General features: G+C 75.6%; 6 protein-coding genes. 2 read left to right on the forward strand and 4 right to left on the reverse strand.

The window, feature by feature from the left end; all coding sequences use genetic code 11:
* On the reverse strand, positions 1–108 hold a 108-nt coding region (locus E4P41_RS20900), incomplete at its 3' end, for a phosphoenolpyruvate carboxykinase domain-containing protein (protein ID WP_245177540.1).
* On the opposite strand from E4P41_RS20900, the gene E4P41_RS22875 reads away from it, so the two are divergent.
* Both E4P41_RS22875 and lepB read left to right on the forward strand, forming a co-directional pair.
* The gene (locus E4P41_RS22875; protein ID WP_209307842.1) at positions 64–684 is read left to right on the forward strand and encodes a hypothetical protein; all 621 of its coding nucleotides are present in this window, start codon (positions 64–66) and stop codon (positions 682–684) included. The two genes, E4P41_RS20900 and E4P41_RS22875, sit on opposite strands and share 45 nt — an antisense overlap.
* A gap of 197 nt (positions 685–881) precedes the next feature.
* A complete protein-coding gene (gene lepB, locus E4P41_RS20910; protein WP_135143132.1) occupies positions 882–1,376 on the forward strand; it encodes a signal peptidase I in 495 nt (164 codons plus the stop codon).
* A gap of 143 nt (positions 1,377–1,519) precedes the next feature.
* Here lepB and E4P41_RS20915 read toward each other — a convergent pair whose 3' ends face one another.
* The 3 genes from E4P41_RS20915 to E4P41_RS22880 form a co-directional block, all read right to left on the reverse strand.
* Positions 1,520–4,351 carry an LAGLIDADG family homing endonuclease gene (locus E4P41_RS20915; RefSeq protein WP_135143133.1) on the reverse strand — a complete coding sequence of 944 codons (2,832 nt, stop codon included), beginning with the start codon at positions 4,349–4,351 and terminating at the stop codon, positions 1,520–1,522.
* A complete protein-coding gene (locus tag E4P41_RS20920; protein WP_135143134.1) occupies positions 4,348–5,877 on the reverse strand; it encodes an SCO6880 family protein in 1,530 nt (509 codons plus the stop codon). Before E4P41_RS20920 ends, E4P41_RS20915 begins: the two co-directional genes overlap by 4 nt.
* Positions 5,874–6,114 (reverse strand): hypothetical protein (locus E4P41_RS22880; protein WP_209307841.1); only part of this gene is annotated, 241 nt, incomplete at its 5' end. The genes E4P41_RS22880 and E4P41_RS20920, both read right to left, overlap by 4 nt.

Here is a 6,114-nt window from a genome sequence, read left to right on the forward strand (position 1 = left end):
CCAGTTCACGTAGAAGATCCGCGGCAGCTTGGTGGCGTCGTGCATCTTGCCGGTCTCGACCCAGTGGCCGAAGTAGTCGCCGGCGTTGTAGCCGATGAACGGCAGCATCGCGAAGGGGTCGCGGCGGCCGGCGGGCTGCACGTCGCCGCGGCGGTCGACCACCTGTCCGCAGGTTCGCTGGCGGTCGGCTTCTTCCTGCTCACCGCCCTGGCGCAGGTCGGGCTGGCGGCCTGGCTGGCGCTGGGCGCCTGGGCAGGCACCCGGGCCGGCCGGCGGCTGGTCGCCACGGCCCTGCTGGGCACGGCGGGGCTGCTCAGCCTCTACGTGGTCGCGCACACCACCGGCCTGCTCGACGCCTTCGCGGTGCACGACGCCGTGGGCACCGGTCACGAGCACGACGTCCCGAGCCGCGAGACGACGTCGGTCGACCCGGTCACCGGCGTGCGGTTCGCCGACGGCATGTCACTCGACTCCGCGGGACCGGTGGCCATGGACGGCGTTCCCTCGGCGGCGGGCGGGCACGGGCCCGAGGCGCTCGGCACGGCGGTGGTCGCCGCGGAACTGGTGGTCCTGACCGCGCTCACCGCCCTGCTGCCGGCCTCCTGGCGGGGTCGCGCGGTGAACGCGCTGCTGGCCCTGGGCGCGCTCGCCTGGGCGCTGTGGTTCGCCGGCGTCCTGGCGTGAGGTCCCCGCAGGGAGGCCACGCCCGGACAGCAGAGGCCCTCCGATCGTCCGCCGCGGTCATCGGTGACCCCCGCACCGGTGACCGCGGCGGCGCCCCCCGGCACCGGGCTCCCCGGGGTGGGGCGACCCCCCGGCCCGCCGCCGGAGCCGGCGCCGGCTCCGGCGGTGGGTCGTGGCGGCGTCTGCGCGACATCGGCGTGCGGGCGGCCGCGGGAACGGCGCTCCTCCTGGTCGCGTCGATGGCCGGCCTGCTGCCGGTGCAGCCCATGCGGGTCGACTCGACAAGCATGACGCCGACCATCGCCTCGGGGGACCTGCTGCTCGTCCGGCACGGCCAGGGCCCGGTGCAGCGCGGGGACGTCGTCGCCGTGGCGCACCCCCTGGAGGAGGGAATGCTGGTCAAGCGGGCCGTCGGGGTGGGCGGCGACGAGGTCGCCATCGAGGACGGCGTCCTGGTGGTGGACGGGACGGCGGTCTGCGAGCCGGGGATCGACCCGGCTCACCTCGACGGCGTCTGGTTCGGCCCGGTTGCCGTACCCGAGGGCTCGCTGTTCCTGCTCGGCGACGCCCGCGACGGGTCGGTGGACTCCCGCTCGTTCGGCCCGGTGCCGATCTCGTCGATGGTCGGCACGGTGACCGCGCGCCTGTGGCCCGCCCCGGGGCCGCTGCCCTCGCCGTCCGCCGGCTGCTGACACCCCGAACTGCCTCGGCGAGATCGGCGATCTCGCACGATGGCCCCTCTGCAGGGGCCGGCCCCGTCCTGGGCACCGCCCCGAGCTTGCGAGGAGTGGGGAGGACGGGGTCCTTCTCCGGTGGGGGGCAGGGGGGTCCTCTCTCAGCCGCGGACCGGGCCCTCCGTCGCCGGCGAGCCGGCCCCGGGGAACGGGGCGTCGTCCGCGGACCGGGACAGCTCGTGCCAGAGCCGGTTGGTGTCGTTGAGCTCGCGCTCCACTCCGGTGAGCGCCACGTGCACCGGGATCCCGGGCCGGCCGCCGACCTTGACCAGGAAGTGGCCGCGGCCCGGCGGCTCGGCCCCCGGCCCGGTGCCGGGGGTCCACGCCGGTGGGTCCTGCCAGCCGACGAGCAGGTCCTGCTCGGCCCGGGTGAGCGGGACGGCGGAGGTCAGCATCGGCATCTCGGCCGCGGGCAGCCCGCCGCAGACGACCATTCCGGAGCGCTCCACGAAGCCGCGGGCCTTCATCCGGTCCTCCTCGCCGGGCAGCGCCAGGAGGTCGCTCATCGTGTGGCTCACCATCGCCATGCCCACGCCGCGCTGCCGGTTGAGCCGGGTGAGGGCGTCCACCCGGTCGACCATGCCGCGCCCGGCGCGCAGCGCCCGCCACAGCTCGTCGAGGACGACGAAGTGGTGCCGGCGCGGCTCGAGCCCGGCGTCGGCCAGCGCGTGCGCGACGCTGATCGCCCCGAACCCGGCCGACCAGCAGGCGAGCAGGACGGCGGCCTGGAGATCGGCCTGGGCGTCGTCGATGCTGGAGATGTCGAAGGCCACCGGCCGGTCGCGGCGCATCGGCGTCGTCGTCGGCTCGGCGAAGATGCGGCCCAGCCGGCCGCCGCCGGTCAGGCCGACGAGGGTGGCCTCGAGATCCTCGGTGACGTCGTCGTAGCGGGCCCGGTCCCCGCGGTCGAGCGCCGCGGCGCGGACGTCCTCGGGGGCGGCCCGCAGCACCTCCAGCAGGTGGTGCAGCGTCGGCGCACCCTGCCGCTCGGCGTCGTGGGTGCCGTCGAGGACGCGCAGCGCCCGGTCGAGCACCGTCTCCTCGCGGTCGGTGGGCGGCGCCCCGCGCATGACCGTGATCAGCGCGGAGACGATCGCCTGCCGGCGTCCGTGCGCGTCGGCGAGCACCTGGGCGCGGGCGTCCCCGGTCAACCGGCGGGACGCCGCCAGCGCCTCGCCGGGGTCGAGCACGTTGAGGTGCCCGCGCCCGCGGCCGAGCCGGATCACCTGGCCGCCGATGGCCTCGACCAGGTCGACGTAGTCGGGTTTGAGGTCCCCGAGCACCATCGGCAGCACGCCGTATCCGGCCAAGCCCAGGCCGATGCGGCGCACCACCGTCGAGTTGTGGGTGGTGATGAAGGTGCGCCCCACTTGGTAGAGCCCGTCGTCGTTGGCCACCTGGATACAGCGCACGGGACGGGAGGCCACCCGTCGAGCCGCCGTGATGTAGCGGACCCGCGTCCGCTTGCCGTCCCCGACCGATCGAGTGCGCAACGTCTCCAGCTTCCGGGACAGACCGAAGACGGCGTCAGTGGTCGTGAAGCCGACGGTCCACACCGACCCGCAGTCACGGCCGTCGAGCGTGGCTCGGCCTTCGCGAAGCGTGGGTCGGTAGCCGAGGCTCGCGGCCAGTTCGAGCACATCCGCAGCCAGCCTGGGCGACGTGGAGGTGTACTGCACCTGCCCGCCGGCAGGTGAGACCGTGCCGTCGGTGTCCAGTAGCCCAGCGAGCAGGTTCCTGCGCTGTTGCTGGCTGGCTCGCAGGTACACCGTCGGGATGTGCTTGTCGCCCAGCACTCCGAGGCTGCGCAACCGCGGCACGATCCCGTCGCTCTTCTTGCGTCGGGTTCCCGGCAGGGTGAGTTGGTAACGCATGCGGGCCGAGGTGGGAGTGACCTCGGCGACGAGGGAGCGGATGCGATCGAGGATCTCCCTGTCCTCCGCGGTGAGGTGAGCCGCGGTCGACGTGCCGTCACCGAGCCAGGCACCCAGCAGATACGGATCGAGAGGGAGGTCCGCCTCCGGGAGGTCCAGCCCGGGCATCACAGGCACTGCGTGGTTCGCCTTGCCGCCGTGCCGCAGGGTGTGGGCGATCTGGCGGGTCGTCGTCGGCGTCCGAGGGGGGATGCGGTGGCGCAGGTCGCCACGGAGGCGAGCGAGACGCGTGTCCACCAGGCGGAGGAGATCGTGGGCGTCGTATCCACCACCCGGCAAGGGGTTGAGGGTCTTGGCCCACGCGTAGACCGTGCCCTCCCGCCCGGTGTCCTCCCAGCCGAGGATCCGGGTGACGTCGCGAACGCGGACCGGTCTCGTCGGTTCAGCCAGCGCCACAGCGAGGGCAGCTCGCTCGACTGCCGTACCGATCGGCTGCCGCTTGCGGGGTCTGGCTGACTCCATCAGTGGCCGTTGGCGTTCCATTGCGGTCTCGGTGACCCACAGATGATCGGCATCGGCGATGATCCGCTCCCCGGTGGAGAACTCCAGTTCCCAGCACTCCCGGTCGGTCATCACCTCGGACACCGCCACCACCTGGACCGGTTGCCCGTCACCGCCGATGACCTGATCACCGGGCCGCAGGTCGCCCATGCAAGCCATGCCGGTCGGGGTGGGGACCGAGGTGTCGAGGTCCAGAGCCTTCCCCACGCCCGGCTTGCCGAGCACGAACACCGACGGGTTGCTGATCAGCCGGGCCCGCTGGAACCAGCTGATGGGGTCGCAGCACAGCGTCGCGCCGGACAGCAGGTTGCGTCCCAGCGGCACCCCGGTCATCGGCGTCCCGGCGCCGGCGGCGAAGGGCCACAGGCCACACGCCTGCACCGTGGTGGCCCGCCACTCGTCGGGCGCCTGGACGTAGGTCGATGCCCCGCCGCCCCTCCCGGCCCAGCCACGGGCGCCCGGGCCGGGAGCCGGCCGGCTCCCCCGCCGTCGAGTCACAGCGCCTCCCGGAACTCGCGGGGCACGGTCAGGTGGGCCGACGGCACGATGCCCAGCGGCAGCGCGGCGGCGAAGGCGGAGTCCTGCGATCCGTACACCGGGCGCAGCTGGGTGCGGGCGGTCGCGGCGAGGCTGTCGACGGCGGCGCGGGCGACGTCGAGAGCGGCGTGCGGGTCCTCGAGCCGGTCGGCGTCGGCCACGGTCGCCGTCACGAGCATCGCGAAGTCGACCAGCCCGGCGCCGCGGGCCTCCTCCTCGGCGGTCAGCGCCGCGGCCCGCTGCTCCAGCAGCACCCGTGCGGTCGGCCGGGAGGTGGACGACGCGCGGAAGTCGGCGGTGCGCTTGTCCTGCTCGACCACCCGCGCGGAGCGGCCGGCGTCCAGCGGCCGGTAGAGCAGGGTGACCCGTTTGCGGTCGACGTCGGGGTGCGGCGCCACCAGGTCGGCCAGCACCGAGGAGAACACCTCGCCGCGGGGAGCGGCCGTCATCGACCAGGTCACCGACAGCGCCCCGTCGTGGCGGTACCAGCCCCAGCCGGCCTCCGCGGCGGCCGGGCCGACGTCGTCCCAGCGCAGCTCGGGCGGCGCCCCGACGGCCGCGGCCTCGTCGAACAGCGGTGCCGCGGACGGGTCGTAGGCGACCCGGACCGCCCGGCAGAGCTCCTGCGCGGTGGCCGGGCGGACGACGCCGGCGCCGGTGGCGGACAGCCCCGCGGTGAGGCCGGGGAGCCGGGTGGCGATGTCGCGGGCGACGTCCTCGTCGTCCCGGCGGCGGCCGCCCCCGCGGGCGGCGGCGGAGAAGGTGAGCGAGACGTAGGCGGTCACCGTGGCCGAGCCGGCCGGGTAGGTGTCGACGACCTCGCGGAGCATCGCGAGCGCCACCTCCGGCGCCCGCGGGTCCAGGTGGGTGCCGACCTCCGCGCGCAGCCGGGCACCCGAGTCCGGCGCCGTCTCGACGGTCACCGCGGCCGCCACCAGGCTCGGCTCGCTGCCGAGGGCCGCCAGCCACGCGCCCCAGTGCGCCACCCAGGTGTCCACCTGTTCCTCGTCGACGAGCGAGGCCCCGTCCGGCTCGGTGACCAGGACGACGGTGGCGTGCCGGGCGGCGGGCACGATCACCAGCGCGAACGGCCGGCCGTGGGAGTCCTGCCACTCCGACATGCGGGACGCCGCAGCCAGGCCGGGGAGCCGGCAGGTGCCCTCCGGGGTACGGCCCAGCGGACCCGAGCGGTAGAGGTGCGCGCCGCCGCGGCGCGCCCGCGCCCAGCCGATCCGTGCGGAGAGCCGCTGCACCCCCGACCGGTGGTGCCGGTCGCGGACCACCAGCGAGGCCAGCAGGAGGCCGAGCACGGCGGCCACCGAGAGCGCCCACAGCAGCCCGGCGAGGGTGAGCGTGGCGATCACCCCGATGAGGCCCGCCAGCAGCAGACCGGTCCCGAGGGCGCCGAGCCCGCCCAGCCCGGCGCTGGCCGGACGGCGCCAGTTGCCGTACGTGCGGGGCGAGGCGGGCGGGTGGGCGGCGGTCACGGGGTGGTGTCCTCTCGGTCGGGTCGAGGGCTGGGCAGGGCGACGGTCCCCGGTGCCGGGCGACCGCCGGCGCGGCCCCGCTCGGCAGCCCGACCGGACACCGCCACCGGCTCGGCACCGGAGCTGCCCGCGGAGCGCACCGGCGCACCCGCGCCGAGGCGGACCGCCGACGTCCGGGCGGCGGCGCGCTGCAGCGGGACGGGGGTCGGGCGGGACGCCGGACCGCGGGCGGAGATC

The sequence above is a fragment of the Geodermatophilus sp. DF01-2 genome (assembly GCF_004571065.1).
Taxonomy (GTDB): Bacteria; Actinomycetota; Actinomycetes; order Mycobacteriales; family Geodermatophilaceae; genus Geodermatophilus.